This window comes from Streptomyces sp. Y20 (assembly GCF_043195475.1).
Taxonomy (GTDB): domain Bacteria; phylum Actinomycetota; class Actinomycetes; order Streptomycetales; family Streptomycetaceae; genus Streptomyces.
On the sequence record NZ_JBIDDP010000004.1, the window covers coordinates 581,607 to 601,104 of the forward strand.

A 19,498-nucleotide genomic window follows, 5' to 3' on the forward strand; every position below is an offset into this window, starting at 1 on the left:
TGTGATCATCCAAGCACGACAACGGGCCCGGCCCGAAAGAGGACTTGCCATGCGTTTGCGCCATATCCGTCTGATCGCCGCCACCGGCACCGCCGTCACCGCCCTCGCGCTCACGGCGTGCGGCAGCGGGACGGGCACCGACGACGAGGGCGCCGCCCGGCCGACGGTGGCGACGGAGCAGGCCGCGCCCGGGACACCGCGGGCCACCGGCGAGGCCGCCCACACCGGCGGGGGTGCGACGGCGGTCGCGCCCGCGGCCCGCACCCACGCCCCCGGCGCACGGTCGAGCACCTCCCAGCCGGCCGCCCGCGCCGGCCAGGGCACCGGCACCGGCGGCTCGATCGTGCTGTGCAACGGCGCGAACACGACCGTCACCGCCCAGCCCCTCGACCGGCCCCTCGACCACATGCTGCTCAAGGTGACGAACACGGGCGGCAAGAGCTGCGAGCTGCCCTCCTACCCCGTCCTGCGCTTCGACCGGATGCAGTGGGTGCCGCAGGCGGACGAGTCGACCCAGCCGCAGGCCGTGGTCACCCTCGCGCCCGGCGAGTCGGGCTACGCGGGCGTGCTGCTGTCGGCCGCCGACGGCAGCGGCACCGGCGGGAGGACCGGTCACCAGCTGACGGTGGCCTTCCAGGGCCTCGCCCCCGACAGCGGCGGCGGCCCGTCCGCCAGCCCGGCCCTGCCCGCCAAGGGCGTCTACTACGACAGCGCGCTGAAGGTGACGTACTGGCAGCAGGACCTGGACGCGATCAGCGGCTGGTGAACGCCTGCGCGGGCTGGCGCAGCTTCCGGGCCGCCTCGGTGGCCCAGTAGGTGAGGATGGTGCGCGCCCCGGCCCGCTTGATGCCGGTCAGGGTCTCGAGGATGGCCCGGTCCCGGTCCACCCAGCCCTTCTCGGCGGCGGCCTCGATCATGGAGTACTCGCCGGAGATCTGGTAGGCGGCGACGGGTACGTCCACGCTGTCGGCGACCCGGGCGAGAATGTCGAGGTAGGGGCCGGCCGGCTTGACCATCACCATGTCGGCGCCCTCGGCCAGGTCCAGTTCCAGCTCCCGCAGGGACTCGCGCCAGTTGGCCGGGTCCTGCTGGTAGGTCTTGCGGTCGCCCTGGAGCGAGGACCCGACGGCCTCGCGGAAGGGGCCGTAGAAGGCCGAGGTGTACTTGGCGGTGTAGGCGAGGACGGCGACGTCCTCGCGGCCGATCTGGTCCAGCGCGTCGCGGATGACGCCGATCTGCCCGTCCATCATCCCGCTGGGGCCCACCACATGGGCACCGGCGTCGGCCTGCACCTGTGCCATCTCGGCGTACCGCTCCAGGGTGGCGTCGTTGTCGACCCGCCCCTCGGCGTCCAGCACCCCGCAGTGCCCGTGGTCGGTGAACTCGTCCAGGCACAGGTCCGCCATCACCAGCAGGTCGTCGCCGACCTCGGCCCGCACGTCGCGCAGCGCCACCTGGAGGATGCCGTCCGGGTCGGTCCCGACCGTGCCCGCAGCGTCCTTCTTACTCTCCTCCGGCACGCCGAACAGCATGATCCCGGAGATCCCGGCCTCCACGGCCTCCAGCGCGGCCTTCTTCAGGCTGTCCCGGGTGTGCTGCACGACCCCGGGCATCGCCGCGATCGGCACCGGCTCGCTGACGCCCTCCCGGACGAACGCCGGAAGGATGAAGTCCGCGGGGTGCAGCCGCGTCTCGGCGACCATGCGCCGCATGACGGGCGAGGTCCGCAGCCGCCGGGGACGCGTACCGGGAAACGATCCGTACTTCGACATGACTTCTACGCTACGCCCGCCGGACCCGTGCCTTTGCCGACGGGACGTCGGACCGGGGGGGGCCGGCAGGCCGTGCCTCAGGTGGTCGAGCGGCGCCTGCGCGCACCGGGCCGGCGCTCGCTCGGCCGGGTCACCGGGTCCCCGGCCTCCAGGGCCGCCGCGCGACGGCGCATGCCGAACTCGGCCAGCGCCTCGGCAAGCTTGTGCACGGACGGCTCCGGAGCCATCACGTCCACCCGCAGCCCGTGCTCCTCGGCGGTCTTGGCCGTGGCCGGCCCGATGCACGCGATCACGGTGACGTTGTGCGGCTTGCCGGCGATGCCGACCAGGTTCCGCACGGTGGACGACGACGTGAACAGCACCGCGTCGAAGCCGCCGCCCTTGATCGCCTCGCGGGTCTCCGCCGGCGGCGGCGACGCCCGCACGGTCCGGTAGGCCGTGACGTCGTCCACCTCCCAGCCCAGCTCGATCAGCCCGGCCACCAGGGTCTCCGTGGCGATGTCCGCCCGCGGCAGGAACACCCGGTCGATCGGGTCGAACACCGGGTCGTACGGCGGCCAGTCCTCCAGCAGACCCGCAGCCGACTGTTCCCCGCTCGGCACCAGATCGGGCTTGACGCCGAAGGCGACCAGCGCCCTGGCGGTCTGCTCGCCCACCGCGGCCACCTTGATGCCCGCGAAGGCGCGGGCGTCGAGCCCGTACTCCTCGAACTTCTCCCGGACGGCCTTGACGGCGTTCACGCTCGTGAAGGCGATCCACTCGTACCGTCCGGTCACCAGCCCCTTGACGGCTCGTTCCATCTGCTGGGGCGTGCGCGGCGGCTCGACGGCGATCGTCGGCACCTCGTGCGGCACGGCACCGTAGGACCGCAGTTGGTCGGAGAGCGACGCCGCCTGCTCCTTCGTCCGCGGCACGAGCACCTTCCAGCCGAACAGCGGCTTGGACTCGAACCACGACAGCTGGTCGCGCCGGGCGGCGGCGGAACGCTCACCGACCACGGCTATCACCGGCCGGCCGCCGTCCGGCGACGGCAGCACCTTCGCCTGCTTCAGCGTCTGCGCGATCGTGCCGAGCGTCGCCGTCCACGTCCGCTGACGGGTCGTCGTACCGGCGATCGTCACCGTCAGCGGGGTGTCCGGCTTGCGGCCCGCCGCGACCAGCTCGCCGGCCGCCACGGCCACGGAGTCCAGGGTCGTCGAGACGACCACCGTGCCGTCCGAGGCGCCCACCTCCGTCCAGCAGCGGTCGGAGGCGGTCCGGGCGTCCACGAACCGGACGTCCGCGCCGTCGGCGTCCCGCAGCGGCACACCGGCGTACGCGGGCACACCGACCACCGCGGCGACACCGGGGACGACCTCGAAGGGCACCCCTGCGGCGGCGCAGGCGAGCATTTCCTCCGCGGCGTACGTATCAAGTCCCGGGTCCCCGGGCACCGCACGGACGACCCGCCTGCCGGCCCGCGCGGCCTCCATGACAAGATGGACGGCATCCCGGGCAGGAGACGGGACCGCAGCCGCTGTTGACGTGCCGTCAACGACCGTGAGCTGCGGCGTGCCCGTGCCCGGCGGTGAGACCGAGGAGGGTTCCGCGTTCGTTTCCATGACCGAGACGCCCTGCCGCGCGTGTGTCCGGATCACATCGAGCACCTCGGGCTCGGCGACCAGGACGTCCGCGTGCGACAGCGCCTCCACGGCGCGCAGAGTCAGCAGTCCCGGATCCCCGGGTCCGGCACCGAGGAAGGTGACGTGACCGTGTTCCAGGCCGGCGGTAAGGGCGGTGGGGCTCATCGTGCTCGCTCCCCCATCAGACCGGCCGCGCCCTGGGCGAGCATCTCGGTGGCGAGTTCGCGCCCGAGTGCCGTAGCCCGGTCGTGCGTCTGGGGCACGGGACCGGTGGTGGACAGCTGCACCATGCGCGTGCCGTCGGTCGTGCCGACCGCAGCGCGCAGGCGCATTTCCTTGACAATCTGCCCGTCGGCCAGCAGGTCGGCCAGCGCGCCCACAGGGGCGCTGCAGCCGGCCTCCAGGGCGGCGAGCAGTGACCGTTCGGCGGTGACGGCGGCCCGCGTGAACGGGTCGTCCAGTTCGCCGAGCGCGGCGACGAGTGCGGCGTCGTGGGCGGTGTTCCCCGCCCGGCACTCGATCGCCAGTGCCCCCTGGCCGGGGGCGGGCAGAACAGTGTCGACCGACAGGAAGTCGGTCACCTCGTCGATGCGGCCGATCCGGTTCAGTCCGGCGGCGGCCAGCACGACCGCGTCCAGCTCACCGGCGTGGACGTATCCGATCCGCGTGTCGACGTTGCCGCGGATCGGGACGGTCTCGATGTCCAGGCCGTGGGCGCGGGCGTACGCGTTGAGCTGCGCCATGCGGCGCGGCGCCCCGGTGCCGATGCGCGCACCGCGCGGGAGGTCGGTGAACTTCAGGGCGTCGCGCGCCACGATCACGTCCCGGGGGTCCTCGCGCACCGGTACGGCGGCCAGGACCAGCTCCTCGGGCTGCGTGGTCGGCAGGTCCTTGAGCGAGTGCACCGCGAAGTCGACCTCGCCCCGCAGCAGCGCGTCGCGCAGCGCCGTCACGAAGACGCCGGTGCCACCTATCTGCGCCAGGTGCTCACGGGAGGTGTCGCCGTACGTGGTGATCTCGACCAGTTCGACGGGCCGCCCGGTCACCTGGCGGACGGCCTGAGCCACCTGCCCGGACTGGGCCATGGCGAGCTTGCTCCGCCTCGTCCCCAGCCGCAAAGCCTTCTCAGTCATGCCGGTCGGCCCTTCGTGTCTGTGCTGTCCCCGGCCCGGGAGACGGCGGCGACCGTCTCGGGGTCGAGGTCGAACAGGGTGCGCAACGCGTCCGCGTACCCGGCACCGCCGGGTTCGGCCGCGAGCTGCTTGACCCGTACCGTCGGCGCGTGCAGCAGCTTGTCGACGACCCGGTGCACGGCCTGCCGGATCTCTCCGCGCTGGCGTTCGTCCAGGTCGGGCAGGCGGCCGTCGAGCCGCGCGATCTCGCCGGCGACGACGTCGGCGGCCATGGTGCGCAGCGCCACCACGGTCGGCGTGATGTGCGCCGCACGCTGGGCCGCCCCGAAGGCCGCCACCTCGTCGGAGACGATACGCCGTACCTGGTCGACGTCGGCCGCCATCGGGGCGTCGGCGGACGCCTCCGCCAGCGACTCGATGTCCACCAGGCGCACCCCGGCCAGCCGGTGCACGGCCGCGTCGATGTCGCGGGGCATGGCCAGGTCGAGGAGGAAGAGGAAGGGGGCCGGCCGCTCGGCGGGCGGCTCGGGCCTGCGCCGCTCCGGGATCCGGGCGCCCGTGGCGACGGTCGCGGCGAGCGCGGTGATCAGCTCGGCGTCCGCCTCGGGCGTACGGCGCTCCCGGCGGTCCAGGACCCCGTTGTCCACCCAGGCCGCGTGCTGCTCCAGGGTGGCCGCGTCCAGGCCGGCCACGGCGGCCTCGCCCATGACGGAGAAGCCGGGCTGTACGGCGGCCAGGTCGAGCGGGCAGTTGTCGTCGGCGCCGGCGGCCGGCGAGACCCTGGCGCTGCCGGCCCTCCCGGCCGGGTGGACGGTGTGGGCGACGGCCGGCTGCCCGGTGTGTCCCTCCACCGCCTGCGCGACCGTCTCCGCCGTGAGCACCAGACCCGTCGCCCCGGTACAGGAGACGACGACGTCGGCACGTGTCAGCTCGTCCCGTACGGCCTCCATCGGCACCGCGCGCGTGGTCACGGCGGCCTCGCCCCCGGTGGGGCGCTGTCCGTGGTGCTCCGCGAGCAGGAGCGCGAGCCGCTCGGCGCGCTCGAGGGTGCGGTTGGCGACGACTATCTCGGCGACTCCGGCGCGCGCGAGCGTGGCGGCGGCCAGCGAGGACATCGACCCGGCGCCGATGACCAGCGCCCTGCGGCCCGCCGCCCAGTCCTGCACGGCACCGCCCGCGGCCAGCTGCTCCAGGCCGAAGGTGACCAGGGACTGCCCGGCGCGGTCGATGCCGGTCTCGGAGTGGGCGCGCTTGCCGACCCGCAGGGCCTGCTGGAACAGGTCGTTCAGCAGCCTGCCGGCGGTGTGCAGGTCCTGGGCGCGGGCCAGGGAGTCCTTGATCTGGCCGAGGATCTGCCCCTCGCCGACGACCATCGAGTCCAGGCCGCAGGCCACCGAGAACAGGTGGTGGACGGCCCGGTCCTCGTAGTGCACGTAGAGGTAGGGGGTCAGTTCCTCCAGGCCGACGCCGCTGTGCTGGGCGAGCAGCGTGGACAGCTCGGCGACACCGGCGTGGAACTTGTCCACGTCGGCGTACAGCTCGATGCGGTTGCAGGTGGCGAGCACCGCGGCCTCGGTGGCCGGTTCGGCGGCCACCGTGTCCTGCAAGAGCTTCACCTGGGCGTCCGCGCTCAGCGCGGCCCGTTCGAGGACGCTGACCGGGGCGCTGCGGTGGCTCAGTCCGACGACGAGCAGACTCATGCCGGCATCACGGCGGGTACGTCCCCGTCGGGCCCCTGGTCGGCGGAAGCGTCACGGGTGGTGGCGGCGGGCCGGGCGCCGTCGCCGGCGGCGGTCTCCTCGCCGGCCTTGCGCTGCTCGTGGAAGGCGAGGATCTGAAGCTCGATGGAGAGGTCGACCTTGCGCACGTCGACGCCGTCCGGGACGGACAGCACGGTCGGCGCGAAGTTCAGGATGGACGTGACACCGGCGGCCACGAGCCGGTCGCAGACCTGCTGGGCGGCACCGGCGGGGGTGGCGATGACGCCGATGGAGACCCCGTTGTCCTTGATGATCTTCTCGAGCTCGTCGGTGTGCCGCACCGGGATACCCGCCACCGGCTTTCCGGCCATCGCCGGGTCGGCGTCGATGAGCGCGGCCACCCGGAAGCCGCGGGAGGCGAAGCCGCCGTAGTTGGCGAGGGCGGCGCCGAGGTTACCGATGCCGACGATGACAACCGGCCAGTCCTGGGTGAGACCGAGTTCGCGGGAGATCTGGTAGACGAGATACTCCACGTCGTAACCGACACCGCGCGTTCCGTAGGAGCCCAGGTACGAGAAGTCCTTGCGCAGCTTGGCGGAGTTGACTCCCGCCGCCGCGGCCAGCTCCTCGGAGGAGACCGTGGGGACCGAGCGCTCCGACAGTCCGGTCAGTGCTCGGAGGTACAGCGGAAGCCGGGCGACGGTGGCCTCGGGAATCCCTCGGCTACGGGTCGCCGGTCGGTGTGTTCGGCCAGTTGCCACGGTGCTCCTGCGGGTAGAGCGGGGCTGTAGGCGGTCATACGTCACCAGACCGCCCCGTCGACAGCAGGCTATGTCTTTGTGAACGCGTGCACAAAGATTGTGTCCGATTTGCCCGGCAGAAGTGACCGGGGTCACGCGCCCCTCGCGCCCTCGCCGGGAACCGGCGCACACGCACCGACGTTCCTTCGTTACTGGGGGCAAAACCGCACACTCTCCTCACGATTCCCGCCCCCGAGACCAGACCGCCGTCGATCCTAAGCGAACTTTCCGGCCAGTTCGGACTACCCGGTCAGTGCCCGGCGCAGCCGTTCCTCGTTCACCCGCCAGAAAGTGTGCTGTTCACCGTCGATCAGGACGACCGGGATCTGCTCCCAGTACCGGGCGTGCAGCTCGGCGTCCGCGGTGATGTCCCTGGGCTCCCACGGCACGCCGAGCTCGCCGCACACCTTCTCGACCACCAGCTGCGCGTCGTCGCACAGATGGCAGCCGGGCTTGCGGACGAGGGTCACCCGCCGCTCCAGAGGTTTTGCCTTACGTCGGAAAAGGGCGCTCATACGGGCCATTCTCGCGCGCTCCGCGCCCGTTCCGGATCGCTCGCCGCACGGCCCGGCCGCACAGAGTTCACCCGACCCCACCCGCTCCGCTCCGGAACCGACGAACGGACTGGCTATGCTCACGTCATGGCCGCTCTCGGATGGCTCACTTCCCGTAGGCGCTCCGCCACGGCGCGGAGCGTGTTGGCAGGCGAGGCCTCGGCGGAGGCTGCCCGCAAGTCCACGCAGGAAGCCCAGGGGATCCCGCGGGCCGCACCGGAGGAACCGGTGTTCCCGGTCATCGGCGACGACAAGGCCGCCGCCTTCTTCGACCTCGACAACACGGTGATGCAGGGCGCCGCTCTGTTCCACTTCGGCCGGGGGCTGTACAAGCGGAAGTTCTTCGAGACCCGCGATCTGGCCAGGTTCGCCTGGCAGCAGGCGTGGTTCCGGCTGGCCGGCGTCGAGGACCCCGAGCACATGCAGGAGGCCCGCGACTCGGCCCTGTCCATCGTCAAGGGCCACCGGGTCGCCGAGCTGGAGACGATCGGCGAGGAGATCTACGACGAGTACATGGCCGACCGCATCTGGCCCGGCACCCGCGCCCTCGCCCAGGCCCACCTGGACGCCGGCCAGAAGGTGTGGCTGGTCACCGCGGCCCCCGTCGAGATCGCCCAGGTCATCGCCCGGCGCCTGGGCCTGACCGGCGCGCTCGGCACGGTCGCGGAGTCGGTCGACGGCGTCTACACCGGCAAGCTGGTCGGCGAGCCGCTGCACGGCCCGGCCAAGGCGGAGGCGGTGCGCGCGCTGGCGTCGGCGGAGGGCCTGGACCTCACCCGCTGCGCCGCCTACAGCGACAGCCACAACGACATCCCGATGCTGTCCCTGGTGGGCCACCCCTACGCCATCAACCCGGACGCCAAGCTCCGCAGGCACGCCCGCGAGCAGGACTGGCGCCTGCGCGACTACCGCACGGGCCGCAAGGCGGCCAGGGTCGGCATCCCGGCCGCGGCCGGCGTCGGCGCGGTCGCCGGCGGCACCGCCGCCGCGATCGCTCTGAGCCGACGGCGCCGATAACCGCGCCCCCGCGGGCCGCACGGCACCTCCACGGCACCGCGGCAGCACCGCCGCCCGCCCGGACCGCGGCGCCCACCAGGCCGGTCACGCGTTCGGCGCCCCTTCCGGGGACCCGCGCAGCCGCGGCCCCGCGCGCCCAGGATTATGCCGCGGCCACTTCAACTCGTCCCGTACTTCACCGGAATGCGCCTCGATCCGTTCATGAACCGATCACTCTGTGGCACGCAATAGGGCGTCAATCGGCTACGGAAGCGACGCAATCGACAGTTTGAGCAACTCGGTGTAGCAGGGCCTGTACGAAGCGTTATTCTCCTCAGACGCAATCCGGTACCCCTCCGTCGCTACGACGGGTGAACGGTTCCGCACTGCACGTGATGGAAGCTCTGCCTCTGGGAGTCCCGTGTACCCACACGTCGGGGTTGACGCCTCGGGCCTGGCTACGCTGCGCGCAACGATCGCGACGGTCAAAGAGACGCTGCGCGGCCATGCCCCCCCCGCGTACGCCGTCCCCGCCTTCGCCGCCGCCGCGCCCCTGGGCCCGTGCTACGCACTGGCCGACGGCGGCGCCGCCGTCGGCAGACGAGGGCGTGCCACCGGCGCGGCCACCGCCCGCCGCCCTGCCGCCGACAGCGACAGCGCCCGGATGATGGACCTGGTCGAACGCGCCCAGGCCGGGGAGGCCGAGGCCTTCGGACGGCTCTACGACCAGTACAGCGACACCGTCTACCGGTACATCTACTACCGCGTCGGCGGCCGGGCGACCGCGGAGGACCTCACCAGTGAGACCTTTCTGCGGGCGCTGCGCAGGATCGGCACGTTCACCTGGCAGGGCCGCGACTTCGGCGCCTGGCTGGTCACGATCGCCCGGAACCTCGTCGCCGACCACTTCAAGTCCAGCCGCTTCCGGCTCGAGATCACCACCGGCGAGATGCTCGACGCCAACGAGGTCGAGCGCTCCCCGGAGGACTCCGTCCTGGAGTCCCTGTCCAATGCCGCCCTGCTCGACGCCGTACGGCGGCTCAACCCCCAGCAGCAGGAGTGCGTGACGCTCCGTTTCCTCCAGGGCCTCTCGGTCGCCGAGACCGCCCGTGTCATGGGCAAGAACGAGGGCGCGATCAAGACCCTCCAGTACCGCGCCGTCCGCACCCTCGCCCGGCTGCTGCCCGACGACGCCCGCTGAGCCGTGCCACGCCGGGCGACGCTCAACTCACTTTCCGTGAAGGAGCGTTGCCTTTCTGATCCGATCATCCGCCGTCCGTAACCCAAGTGCCGCGCCAGTCGTTGTGCGGGATACAGGCTCCCTGTGGTCACGCCCCGGCCCACCTGATCGCTCGATCGCGTGAAAGTGGTCGTGGACGTGCACCCTCAGGACCCCCTGGGGAGTCGACCGTCATGACGAGAGGAGGTGCCGCCAGTGATCGCGAACGTATCGGCGCACCGGCGGGCGAACGCCTTCGCCCAGGCCGTGGAGGAGCAGTCCGACCCGGACACGGCGGCCGAGCAGTCCGCAGCACCGCCGGCGGAATCACCGCCGGCCGCCGAGGAACAGACCGACCAGGGCCGGCTGCTGGCCCTGACGGCGGGTCTCGGCGCGCTACCCAAGCCGCAGCTCGACCCCGAGGTCAAGGTCGTCCAACGGGCCCAGCTGGTGGCCGCGATGGAGGCCATGCTCCGGGAGGGCACCGGGGCGGCGGACGCGTCGGTACCGGAACAGCGCTCCCACCGCGTCAAGGGCGTGCACCGGGCGAGCCCACTGGGCAAGCTCCGCCCGCGTACGAGACTGACCAAGGGCCTCGCGGCGGGCGGACTGAGCGTCGGCGTGGCCGCCGGGGCCTTCGGCGGCGTCGCCGCCGCCAGCTCCGACGCCCTGCCCGGCGACTCGCTGTACGGCCTGAAACGCGGCATCGAGGACTTCCAGCTCCACTATCTGGCCGACGGCGACGACCAGCGCGGCCAGACCTACCTCGACCAGGCCTCCACGCGGCTCGGCGAAGCCAGACGGCTGCTGGAGCGCGGCCGGGGCGGCCATCTCGACCACGAGTCCATCGGCGAGATCCGGCGCACCCTGTCCGGAATGCGGCAGGACGTCACCGAGGGGCACCGCCTGCTCCACGCGGCGTACGAGGCCGATCCCGGATCCCTCGGCCCCATCCAGGCACTGTCCACGTTCTCCCGGTCCCACCGCGAGGCGTGGACCGCGCTCAGCGACAAGCTGCCCGTGCAGCTCGGGGACGTCAAACAGGAGGTCTCCTCGGTCTTCGACGCCATAGACCAGGAAGTCGCGCCGCTCCAGTCCCTGCTTCCGCAGCCGCCCGCCGAGCCCGGCACCGGCAAGCGGCGGGACGGCTCCGGCCCGGCAGCCACCGGCTCCTCCGGCAGTCACCGGTCGACGGCACCCAGCTCCACCGGCACCACCCCGTCCACGGGCAAGCACGCCCGCACCGGCACCCCGAGCGGTTCGGCCAGCAGCAGCGGCGGCGGCCTCATCGGCGGCGACACGGGCGGACTGCTCGACCCGCCGAGGACCGGGACCGGCGGCACCACCCCGCCCAGCGTCACCCCGCCGACCAGCGCTCCCGACGTCACCATCCCACCGCTCCTGCCGGGACTCCTGCCCGATCTGGGCATCGAGAACGACAACGCCGGCTAGCCGCTCCGCGGCCACGGTGGCGGAGGCGCCCCTCCCGAGCGGGACGCCCCCGCCACCGTGGCCACCCGCACATCAGGAGAAGACCGTCAGAAGAAGACCGACCGGCGCTGCACCAGAAGCTTGTAGAGCGTGTGCTGGATCTGTTCGCGGACCTGGTCGGTCAGGTTGAACATCAGCATCGGGTCCTCGGCGGCCTCCGGCGGATAGCCGTCCGTCGGGATCGGCTCGCCGAACTGGATCGTCCACTTGGTGGGGAGCGGGACCGCGCCCAGCGGGCCCAGCCAGGGGAAGGTCGGCGTCAGCGGGAAGTACGGGATGCCCAGCAGCCTGGCCAGCGTCCTGGCGTTGCCGATCATCGGGTAGATCTCCTCGGCCCCGACGATCGAGCAGGGGATGATCGGCGCGCCCTGGCGCAGCGCGGTGGAGACGAAGCCGCCGCGGCCGAACCGCTGGAGCTTGTACCGCTCGCTGAACGGCTTGCCGATGCCCTTGAAGCCCTCCGGCATCACCCCGACCAGCTCACCCTGCGTCAGCAGCCGCTCCGCGTCCTCCGCGCAGGCGAGCGTGTGCCCCAGCTTGCGGGCCAGCTCGTTGACCACCGGCAGGACGAAGACGAGGTCGGCGGCGAGGAGCCGCAGATGGCGGTTGGCCGGGTGGTGGTCGTGCACGGCGACCTGCATCATCAGCCCGTCGAGCGGCAGCGTCCCGGAGTGGTTGGCGACGATCAGCGCCCCGCCCTCGGCCGGGATGTTCTCGATGCCCTTCACCTCGACCCGGAAGTACTTGTCGTACACGGGCCGCAGCAGCGACATCAGGACCTGGTCGGTCAGTTCCTCGTCGTAGCCGAAGTCGTCGACCTCGTAGTCCCCCGTCAGCCGGCGCCGCAGAAAGGCCAGTCCGGCCGCCACACGCCGCTCCAGGCCGCCGTCCCGCCCGTCGCCCACCGACGGGTCGGCCGGCTCCTCCACGGCGCCCACAGGCCCGTCGTCCCGCGTCCGTGCCCGGCCCGGCAGCGGCTGGACCTCACCGACCCCGCCGGCCGCCTCGCCGAGCGTGCCGCGCCGGCCGGCCCCGCTCCGGCGCCGCGCCGGGCGCTGCGCGGCGCTCCCACGGGACCGGTCGTCGTCGAACGGAATGACCTTGGCGTCCGCCATCGTTGTCGCGCTCCTCAGTTGGCGCCGTGCGTCTGGAGGTGGCCGCCCGCCCTCACGGTCAGCGCGGCGACCCGGTCGACCGCGCCCGCGAGGGTCTCCGGCGGCAGCAGCCCGGGGCCCCGGCCGCGCGCGAAGTCCGCGAACGTCTCGGCCGTCGTGTACCGGGGAGTGAAGCCCAGCGTCTCGCGCATCTGGACGGTGTCGACCACCCGCCCGTGGGTGAGCAGCCGGATCTGCTCCGGCGAGAAGTCCGTCATGCCCAGCGTACGCACGAGGGAGCCGGCCCAGGTGACCGCGGGCAGCAGCAGCGGCACGGTGGGCCGTCCGAGCCGCCGCGAACACTGCGAGAGCAGCAGCACGCCGTCCCCGGCGATGTTGAACGTGCCGCTGTTCAGGGTGCCCCGGCGCGGTTCGTGCGAGGCGATCCGCAGCACCTCGATGACGTCGTCCTCGTGCGCGAACTGGAGTCGCGGGTCGTAGCCGAACACGGTCGGCAGCACGGGCAGCCCGAAGTACGAGGCGAGCGGGGTGTCCGCGGCCGGCCCGAGGATGTTGGCGAACCGCAGCACGCACACGGCGACGTCCGGCCGCCGCCGCGCGAACCCGCGCACATACCCCTCGACCTCGACGGCGTCCTTGGCGAAGCCGCCGCTGGGCAGCGACTTGGGCGGGGTCGTCTCGGTGGACACGGCCGGGTCACGCGGCGCGGACCCGTAGACGTTCGTACTGGACTTCACCACCAGCCGCTGCACGGCCGGCGACTTCTGGCAGGCGCCGAGCAGCTGCATCGTGCCGATGACGTTGGTCTCCTTGACCGTGGCCCGGTTGCCGCCGCCCAGGGCCGTGCCGGTCACGTCCAGGTGGACGACCGTGTCGGCGCCCGTCTCGGCGAGCACGCGGGCGATGGTCGGCTGCCGGATGTCGGTCTGGATGAAGTCGGCTCCGCCCAGGTGGTGCGCCGGCGGCACCGCGTCCACGGCGATCACCCGGTCGACCTCCGGGTCCCGCTGGACGCGCCGCACGAACCGGCCGCCCAGTTGCCGGGCGACCCCGGTGACGAGCACGACCTTTCCCAAGATCAGCGCCTTCCTTCCCGCGTACCGGTATCCCGCGTTCCCCTGTGCGGCCAACCTAGCGGGTCGTGGTCGCACTGTGACGACCCACGATGCGCGAGGTGACGGATTTTCCCCCGTCCGCAGACGCCTGTGGCCCCCCACCAGTACTGATGGGGGGCCACAGTGTCACGCTCTCGCGCGTCGCCTACTTCTTGTTACGACGCTGCACACGCGTGCGCTTCAGCAGCTTGCGGTGCTTCTTCTTGGCCATCCGCTTGCGCCGCTTCTTGATAACAGAGCCCACGACTACCCTCGCTCACTTCTCATGACTCGGTTGTTGGGCGCCATGGGCCCACACGACCTACGAGGGGCCAGCCTACCCAACCTAGCGCCGAGGTCGTAATCGAGGGTTCCCGGGCATCACACCCGGGTGTCGCCGTCAGGCCGTCTCCACCCCCACGTAGCTGTCGCGGAGGTACTCGTGTACCGCTTGCTCGGGGACGCGGAAGGACCGCCCCACCCGGATCGCGGGCAGATGACCACTGTGCACCAGACGGTACACGGTCATCTTCGACACTCGCATCACCGAGGCGACCTCCGCCACGGTAAGGAACTGGACCTCGTTGAGAGGCCTCTCGCCAGCTGCGGCCATGACACACCTGCACCTTCCGCACTCGACGGTCACCGGCTTCCCCTTCCGGTGACTCTTCGTCGCTGCGTGCTCACTCCCCAGACTAGGGGCGGGTGATGCGAGTGGGGAAGAGGTGCACCCATCGGCGGCTACTGTGACAGACATGCCCGATTGAGTACGTAGCGGGTCAGCGGCCGGTAGTGACCAGACCGTACGGCGTCGTCAACCGGAACGGCGACGGACACCCGCCCCTCGGCCTCCCCCACGAACAGCGCGGGATCGTCGGTGTCGGCCAGCCCGATGGCCTCGAACCCCAGTTGACCAGCGCCGCAGACCCATCCGTGGTCCCCGACGACCAGCTCGGGCAGCGGCCCGCCGGCCTCCGCGGCGGCCTCCAGCGCGACCCGAACCGGGAGCGGGGAATGGCTGTGCACACCCGGCTCACCACCGGGGCGCTCGCCCGCCGGTTCCCGCACCAGGGCAACCCCTCGTACGTAGTCGAGACGATGGGTGCGTAGACCGAACCGGGTCAATATGTCGACACAACGACCCTGCGCCGGGGTGAGCACCTCACACCCCGCCGCCGAGAGAGCGTCCGCCAGAGCGGCGTAGAAACCGAGCAGCCGCTGCGGGTGCCCGGTGCCGAACAGCACGGGCGCGCCCCGCCGGGCCGCCTGCCCGAGCCGGTCCGCGAAGGCGTCCAGCGCGGCCAGCGTCCGCTCCGGGTCGATCACGTCCGGCCCGGACGTGTGCCGGGGGTCGGCGCACACCCCGCACTTCTCCGCCATCAGCGCGAGCACGTCCCGCTGCCCCCAGGCCCCCTCGGGGACGAGCCCGATCAGCACCCGCGGGTCCCGGGCGGCGAACAGCCGGTAGCTCCGCAGACTGTCCTCCCGCGAGGTGGCCACCACTCCGGCCAGCCGGACGGCCAGCAGATGCGCACGGAGGCGGGCAGAGGTCGACACGGGTGCGATGGTGGCGCATCGGGGACCCGGCGGGGACGAGAACCGACGAACTCCGCACGCTCGGCCCAAGCCGGAGGCGACCTCCGCCGCCTCCCCCGGCGAGGGGGCAGGCGAACCGCGCGCCGCCCGCGCAGGGGGACGAGTTCCGGCGCGCGCTCCGGCGGCCCGGTCAGGGCAGGAGGCCCCGGAGGGGGAAGACCGCTCGCCGGGTCGCCAGTACCGCCTGGTCGACCCGGTCGGCGGGGTCGTAGCCCGCCTCCCAGTCGCCGTATCCCACCGGCCACAGCCCGTCCGTCATCCGCCGCGGCCCCGACTGCCGCGTCCGCGCGAACACGTCCTGCCGCCATTCCTCGGGAATCATCGCCTCCGGGGCCACCGGCTTGCCGGCGGCGATCCCCACCAGGTGCGTCCACGACCGCGGTACGACGTCCACCACCGCGTACCCGCCCCCACCGAGCGCGACCCACTTGCCGTCCGCGTAACGGTGCGCCAGCTCGTGACACGCCGTCTGCACGGCCCGCTGGGCGTCCAGCGAGACGGCGAGGTGCGCCAGCGGATCCTCGAAGTGCGTGTCGGCCCCGTGCTGGGAGACGATCACCTGCGGCCGGAACCCGGCCACCAGCTCCGGTACCACCGCGTGGAACGCGCGCACCCACCCGGCGTCCCCGGTCCCGGCCGGCAGGGCCACGTTCACCGCGGTCCCCTCCCCGGGGCCCGCCCCGGTCTCCTCCGGCCATCCGGTCTGCGGGAACAGCGTCCGGGGATGCTCGTGCAGCGAGATGGTCAGCACCCGCGGGTCCTCCCAGAACGCGGCCTGCACCCCGTCCCCGTGATGCACGTCCACGTCCACGTAGGCGACCCGCTCGGCGCCCAGTTCCAGCAGCCGCGCGATCGCCAGCGAGGCGTCGTTGTAGACGCAGAACCCGGACGCGCCGCCCGGCATCGCGTGGTGCAGGCCGCCCGCGAAGTTCACGGCGTGGTCGGCGTCGCCGCGCCACACCGCCTCCGCCGCACCGACCGACTGCCCGGCGATCAGCGCGGACACCTCGTGCATCCCGGCGAACGCGGGATCGTCGGGCGTACCGAGCCCGTACGACCCGTCGGCCCCGTCCGGATCCGCGGACACGGCCTTCACGGCCTCGATGTAGTCCTCCCGGTGGACCAGCCGGAGCGTCGACTCGCCGGCCGGCTTGGCCGCGACGATCTCCAGCTCCCGGTCGAGCCCGAAGGCACCGACCAGCTTCCGGGTCAGCGCCAGCCGGACCGGATCCATCGGATGGCCCGGGCCGAAGTCATAGCCCGTTACTGCCTCGTCCCACATCAGCTGTGCGCGGCCGCTCATGCCCGCCACCGTATCGGTCCGGTTGAGCCGCGAACGACCTGGCGTACCCGAGCGTCACCAGCACCAGCACCATCGGCACCAGCATGGCGCCCCGGTAGCTCCACGCGTCCCCGAGCGCGCCCACCAACGGCGAACCGACCAGGAATCCCACGTAGTTGAAGATGTTCAGCCGCGCGACCGCCGCGTCCGAGGCCCCCGGGAACAACCGCCCTGCCGCCGCGAACGTCTGCGGCACCAGGACACACAGACCCAGCCCCAGCAGGGTGAACCCGAGCATCCCGGCCCACGCCCCCGACGCCGAGGCCACCACCGCGAACCCGCCGGCCGCCACCACCGCCCCGAGCCGTACGACCGCCACGGCCCCGAACCGCCGTACCCCGAAGTCCCCGATGGTCCGCCCCAGCAGCGTCGTCACCATGTACACGTTGTACGGCACCGTCGCGAGCTGCTCGGAGCTGCCCAGCACGTCCTTCAGGTACTTCGCGCTCCAGTTGGAGACCGTCGAGTCCCCGATATAGGCGAAGGTCATCACCAGGCACAGCGGCAGCAGCAGCCGGAACACCAGCGTCCCGCCCCCGCCCGCCGCCCCGCCCCCGCCGGGCACGGCAACCGTGGCACCCGCTTCGCCCGCGTCGACGTACCAGCGGCTCCCCACCAGCACCGCGGGCAGCAGGACGGCCACGACCGGCAGGTACGACACCCACAGCGCGAGATGCCAGTGCGCCCCCGCCCACGCCAGCGACGCCCCGATGATCCCGCCCAGGCTGTACGCGGCGTGGAAGCTGAGCATGATGCTGCGCCCGTACGACCGCTGGAGGCTGACCCCGAGCATGTTCATGGACGCGTCCAGCACCCCCACCGCCAGACCGAAGACGCCCAGCGCCACCGCCAGCGCGGCCAGCTGACCCACCCCGCCCGCCCCGACGCCGAGCAGCCCCAGCAGCACCACCGGCTGGGACCAGCGCAGCAGCCGGCTGGGCGGGACCCGCTTCACCAGATGCTCGGTGGTCACGCTGCCGGCCCCGGCGAGCACCGGTACGGCGGCCAGGAAGAGCGGCAGCAGCGCGTCGGAGACGCCGTACCGGGCCTGGACGGCCGGGATGCGCGTCACGAGCAGGGCGAAGGCGACGCCCTGGGCGAAGAACCCGAACGCCAGCGAGGCCCTGCCGCGCCGCAGCACATCAGTCATGGCGGCGAGCGTAGGGCCCCGGGCTACCCGTGGGTAGATACAGCCGAAGGTGAGTTTCCCTCAACTCCGTGTCTCCACCCGGCCGGTGGTCAGGCGACGACGGTCATCGCGGGACGCTCGGCGTGGCCGGCGGCCACCTCGTCCGCGAGCATCCGCTCCATCGGCCCCGCCGCCAGCGCGCCGCTGACCACGAAGCCGATCACCATGGCGACGATCAGGAAGACACCGCCGAGCCACACCATCGTGTCCACCGGAACGGTGTAGGCGCCCACGAACCGTGCGACGCACTCGGCGAGCAGCACCGCACCCCAGACGACCGAGAACGCGTTCTCCTTACGGCGGAAGTCCGCGGACCCGGCCGCCGCGCCGGACGCCAGCCGCTGCCAGGCCGCTTCCTTGACCGCGTCGCCCTTGACGAGGAAGGGCTTCATCCCTGCGGTCATCATGGGCCTGCCGAGCGCCACGGAGACCAGGATGCCGATGGCGACCGTGCTGCTGACACCGCTGTCCTTGGCGAGCATCAGCCGCGGATCGCCCGAGACGAAGCTCAGCAGCAGCGAGACGACGTTCACGACGAGGATGAGACCCGCCAGGCCGTTGGTCCTGCGGTCCCTGACCAGGCTCCACCCGGTCCGCACGGCCGGCACCACGCTGCTCCAGGCGAGCGCCGCGAACGTGCTCAACCCGAAGGCGTCCTTGAAGAGGTAGTACGAGCCGAGCGGCACCGCCACGTCGATGAGCAGCGGCTTGAAGTTGTCCAGCACGCTCGGGTTCTGGGCCTGGTTCCCCGTCTTCTTCGTCATGCCCTCAGCTTCGCCGCCGGGAGGGGTCCCGCAGTAGAACCGATCGTCCGGTGGTCGGCATGACAGATGTCAGGTGGGGGGCGATGGCGGTGGTCATATCAGCAGGTCAGCCAGCTCATCCATGTCGGTGAAGAGCCGCTGGGCGCCCGCGAGCCGCTCCGCCGGCGTCATCGCGGTGAACCCGTACACGTCCATCCCGGCCGCGACGGCCGCCTGTACGCCCAGCGGGGAGTCCTCCACGACCACACACCGCCCGGGGGCCACACCCATCCGCTCGGCCGCGTGCAGAAACAGGTCGGGGGCCGGTTTCCCGCGCCCCACGTCCTGCGAGCTGAAGATCCTGCCCTCCTCGAACCACCGGTCGAGCCCGGTGACCCGGTGCCCCACCCGGATACGCGCATGGCTCCCGGAGGAGGCCACGCAGTACGGCACCTCCTCCGCGGCCAGCTTCTCCAGCACACCGGCCACCCCGGCCACGGGCTGGAGCTCCCGCTCGAACGCGGCGAAGACCCGGGCGTGGAAGACGTCGTCGAAGTCGTCCGGCAGCCGCTGTCCCGTCCGCTCCAGGACCAGCTCATGGATCCGGTGCATCGCCGACCCCATGTAGTCCCGGACGGACTCCTCGTACGAGGTGGGATGGCCCAGCTCGGTCAGACAGGCGGCCAGGTGCCGGTTGGATATGGGCTCGCTGTCGACGAGGACACCGTCGTTGTCGAAGATGACGAGTTCGTAGCGCATGGCACCGACACTAAAGGACCCACAACGCAGAAAACCCCCGCATCGAAGATGCGGGGGTTTTCCCAAAAATTGTTCGGCGGTGTCCTACTCTCCCACAGGGTCCCCCCTGCAGTACCATCGGCGCTGTGAGGCTTAGCTTCCGGGTTCGGTATGTAACCGGGCGTTTCCCTCACGCTATGACCACCGAAACACTATGAAACACTTCAACCGAAACACCCCGAACAAGCGGGATGACGTGGTCGTGGTCTCAGAACCAACACAGTGAACGCGAGCATCAATGGACAAGCCCTCGGCCTATTAGTACCGGTCACCTCCACACGTTACCGTGCTTCCAGATCCGGCCTATCAACCCAGTCGTCTACTGGGAGCCTTA

The 19,498-nt window shown here is 71.9% G+C and carries 19 protein-coding genes and 2 rRNA genes; 4 read left to right on the forward strand and 17 right to left on the reverse strand.

From position 1 onward, the window contains the following. Positions 1–49 precede the first annotated feature (49 nt). Complete coding sequence (locus ACGFT1_RS14100) at positions 50–766, forward strand: DUF4232 domain-containing protein (protein WP_373909191.1); 717 nt, start codon at positions 50–52, stop codon at positions 764–766. Here the strand turns inward: ACGFT1_RS14100 and hemB are convergent. The 6 genes from hemB to ACGFT1_RS14130 form a co-directional block, all read right to left on the reverse strand. Next, positions 753–1,772 (reverse strand): porphobilinogen synthase, encoded by a 1,020-nt coding sequence (gene hemB / locus ACGFT1_RS14105; RefSeq protein ID WP_373909192.1) that lies wholly within the window; start codon positions 1,770–1,772, stop codon positions 753–755. The two genes, ACGFT1_RS14100 and hemB, sit on opposite strands and share 14 nt — an antisense overlap. Before the next feature lie 77 nt (positions 1,773–1,849). After that, the gene (locus ACGFT1_RS14110) at positions 1,850–3,559 is read right to left on the reverse strand and encodes a uroporphyrinogen-III synthase (RefSeq protein ID WP_373909193.1); all 1,710 of its coding nucleotides are present in this window, start codon (positions 3,557–3,559) and stop codon (positions 1,850–1,852) included. Continuing rightward, the gene (gene hemC / locus ACGFT1_RS14115) at positions 3,556–4,527 is read right to left on the reverse strand and encodes a hydroxymethylbilane synthase (protein ID WP_373909194.1); all 972 of its coding nucleotides are present in this window, start codon (positions 4,525–4,527) and stop codon (positions 3,556–3,558) included. The genes ACGFT1_RS14110 and hemC overlap by 4 nt, the downstream gene beginning before the upstream one ends. Further along, entirely contained in the window at positions 4,524–6,227 is a 1,704-nt protein-coding gene (locus ACGFT1_RS14120; protein WP_373909195.1) for a glutamyl-tRNA reductase, read from the reverse strand. The genes hemC and ACGFT1_RS14120 overlap by 4 nt, the downstream gene beginning before the upstream one ends. Further along, positions 6,224–6,988, reverse strand: a complete 765-nt coding sequence (locus ACGFT1_RS14125) for a redox-sensing transcriptional repressor Rex (protein ID WP_373909196.1) — start codon at positions 6,986–6,988, stop codon at positions 6,224–6,226. Before ACGFT1_RS14125 ends, ACGFT1_RS14120 begins: the two co-directional genes overlap by 4 nt. Positions 6,989–7,269: 281 nt before the next feature. Further along, positions 7,270–7,542, reverse strand: coding sequence for a glutaredoxin family protein (locus tag ACGFT1_RS14130; protein ID WP_373909197.1), 273 nt, complete (start codon positions 7,540–7,542; stop codon positions 7,270–7,272). A 126-nt stretch (positions 7,543–7,668) separates the two neighbouring features. Between ACGFT1_RS14130 and ACGFT1_RS14135 the strand changes: the two genes are divergently transcribed. The 3 genes from ACGFT1_RS14135 to ACGFT1_RS14145 all read left to right on the forward strand — a co-directional run bounded on the left by ACGFT1_RS14135 (position 7,669) and on the right by ACGFT1_RS14145 (position 11,248). Next, on the forward strand, positions 7,669–8,598 hold the full coding sequence (locus ACGFT1_RS14135; RefSeq protein WP_373909198.1) for an HAD family hydrolase: 930 nt from the start codon (positions 7,669–7,671) through the stop codon (positions 8,596–8,598). 400 nt (positions 8,599–8,998) lie between these two features. Next, positions 8,999–9,778, forward strand: coding sequence for an ECF subfamily RNA polymerase sigma factor, BldN family (locus ACGFT1_RS14140; protein ID WP_373909199.1), 780 nt, complete (start codon positions 8,999–9,001; stop codon positions 9,776–9,778). A 234-nt stretch (positions 9,779–10,012) separates the two neighbouring features. Continuing rightward, a complete protein-coding gene (locus ACGFT1_RS14145; RefSeq protein WP_373909200.1) occupies positions 10,013–11,248 on the forward strand; it encodes a DUF5667 domain-containing protein in 1,236 nt (411 codons plus the stop codon). 86 nt (positions 11,249–11,334) lie between these two features. Here the strand turns inward: ACGFT1_RS14145 and ACGFT1_RS14150 are convergent, their stop codons facing one another. From ACGFT1_RS14150 to ACGFT1_RS14200, 11 genes are all read right to left on the reverse strand, one after another. Continuing rightward, positions 11,335–12,402 carry a lysophospholipid acyltransferase family protein gene (locus tag ACGFT1_RS14150; protein ID WP_373909201.1) on the reverse strand — a complete coding sequence of 356 codons (1,068 nt, stop codon included), beginning with the start codon at positions 12,400–12,402 and terminating at the stop codon, positions 11,335–11,337. A gap of 14 nt (positions 12,403–12,416) precedes the next feature. Next, positions 12,417–13,478, reverse strand: a complete 1,062-nt coding sequence (locus ACGFT1_RS14155; RefSeq protein WP_373909202.1) for an NAD-dependent epimerase/dehydratase family protein — start codon at positions 13,476–13,478, stop codon at positions 12,417–12,419. A gap of 184 nt (positions 13,479–13,662) precedes the next feature. After that, positions 13,663–13,761, reverse strand: a complete 99-nt coding sequence (locus ACGFT1_RS14160) for a 30S ribosomal protein bS22 (protein ID WP_003948845.1) — start codon at positions 13,759–13,761, stop codon at positions 13,663–13,665. Between the two features lie 135 nt (positions 13,762–13,896). Next, positions 13,897–14,109, reverse strand: a complete 213-nt coding sequence (locus tag ACGFT1_RS14165; protein WP_121791081.1) for a helix-turn-helix domain-containing protein — start codon at positions 14,107–14,109, stop codon at positions 13,897–13,899. A 128-nt stretch (positions 14,110–14,237) separates the two neighbouring features. Next, positions 14,238–15,053: a phosphatase gene (locus ACGFT1_RS14170; protein ID WP_373909203.1), complete on the reverse strand. Its 816-nt coding sequence runs from the start codon at positions 15,051–15,053 to the stop codon at positions 14,238–14,240. Positions 15,054–15,222: 169 nt separating this feature from the next. Continuing rightward, complete coding sequence (locus tag ACGFT1_RS14175) at positions 15,223–16,395, reverse strand: acetoin utilization protein AcuC (RefSeq protein WP_373909204.1); 1,173 nt, start codon at positions 16,393–16,395, stop codon at positions 15,223–15,225. After that, the gene (locus tag ACGFT1_RS14180) at positions 16,346–17,584 is read right to left on the reverse strand and encodes an MFS transporter (protein WP_373909205.1); all 1,239 of its coding nucleotides are present in this window, start codon (positions 17,582–17,584) and stop codon (positions 16,346–16,348) included. Before ACGFT1_RS14180 ends, ACGFT1_RS14175 begins: the two co-directional genes overlap by 50 nt. A gap of 89 nt (positions 17,585–17,673) precedes the next feature. Further along, entirely contained in the window at positions 17,674–18,387 is a 714-nt protein-coding gene (locus ACGFT1_RS14185) for a VC0807 family protein (RefSeq protein ID WP_373909206.1), read from the reverse strand. A gap of 93 nt (positions 18,388–18,480) precedes the next feature. Continuing rightward, positions 18,481–19,125, reverse strand: coding sequence for an HAD family hydrolase (locus ACGFT1_RS14190; RefSeq protein WP_373909207.1), 645 nt, complete (start codon positions 19,123–19,125; stop codon positions 18,481–18,483). A 71-nt stretch (positions 19,126–19,196) separates the two neighbouring features. Beyond that, positions 19,197–19,313: ribosomal RNA gene (rrf, locus tag ACGFT1_RS14195) — 5S ribosomal RNA — on the reverse strand. Between the two features lie 89 nt (positions 19,314–19,402). Continuing rightward, positions 19,403–19,498 (reverse strand): 23S ribosomal RNA (locus tag ACGFT1_RS14200); the annotation flags it as partial.